This is a genomic window from Pseudoalteromonas sp. Z9A6 (assembly GCF_011378805.1).
Lineage (GTDB): Bacteria > Pseudomonadota > Gammaproteobacteria > Enterobacterales > Alteromonadaceae > Pseudoalteromonas > Pseudoalteromonas distincta.
The window spans coordinates 1-619 of the sequence record NZ_WTKZ01000140.1 but is presented as its reverse complement, the minus strand read 5'-3'; the positions used below and the strand labels follow the sequence as shown (position 1 = coordinate 619).

Here is a 619-nt window from a genome sequence, read left to right as displayed (position 1 = left end):
TGTCACGTGTTACCAGCGCTGTTATGGAGCAAGTCACTGAATGGCAATCTCGCCCCCTGGATGCGATTTATCCTATTGTTTATTTGGATTGCTTGGTTGTAAAAATACGCCAAGATAAGCGCGTTATCAAAAAGTCTATTTACCTTGCTTTAGGTATTAATATTGACGGCCATAAAGAATTGCTTGGCATGTGGATTTCAGAAAATGAAGGGGCTAAGTTTTGGTTGAGCGTGCTCACCGAATTAAGCCAACGGGGCGTTGAAGATATCTTAATCGCGTGCGTAGATGGGCTGAAGGGATTTCCTGGTGCAATTAATACTGCTTACCCGCAAACTCATGTTCAATTGTGTATAGTGCATATGGTTCGAAACTCATTGAAATATGTCTCATGGAAAGATTATAAAGCCGTGACGGCCGATTTGAAGCTGATTTACCGCTCGTCGACAGAAGAAGAGGCGTTGCTGGAGTTGGAGCGATTTGCAGAGAAATGGGACAATCAATATCCTCAAATAGCAAAGTCATGGCGTGCGAATTGGGACAATTTAAACACGTTATTTAATTATCCGGAGGCAATACGAAAAGCCATTTATACAACGAATGCCATTGAGTCGCTCAACAG

Annotated in this window: 1 protein-coding gene; it reads left to right on the top strand. The window is 42.5% G+C overall.

Annotation, left to right across the window (positions count from 1 at the left end; all coding sequences use genetic code 11):
* Window positions 1-619, top strand: a 619-nt coding sequence (locus GQR53_RS20550; RefSeq protein WP_165745062.1) for an IS256 family transposase, incomplete at both ends; no start/stop codon positions are given.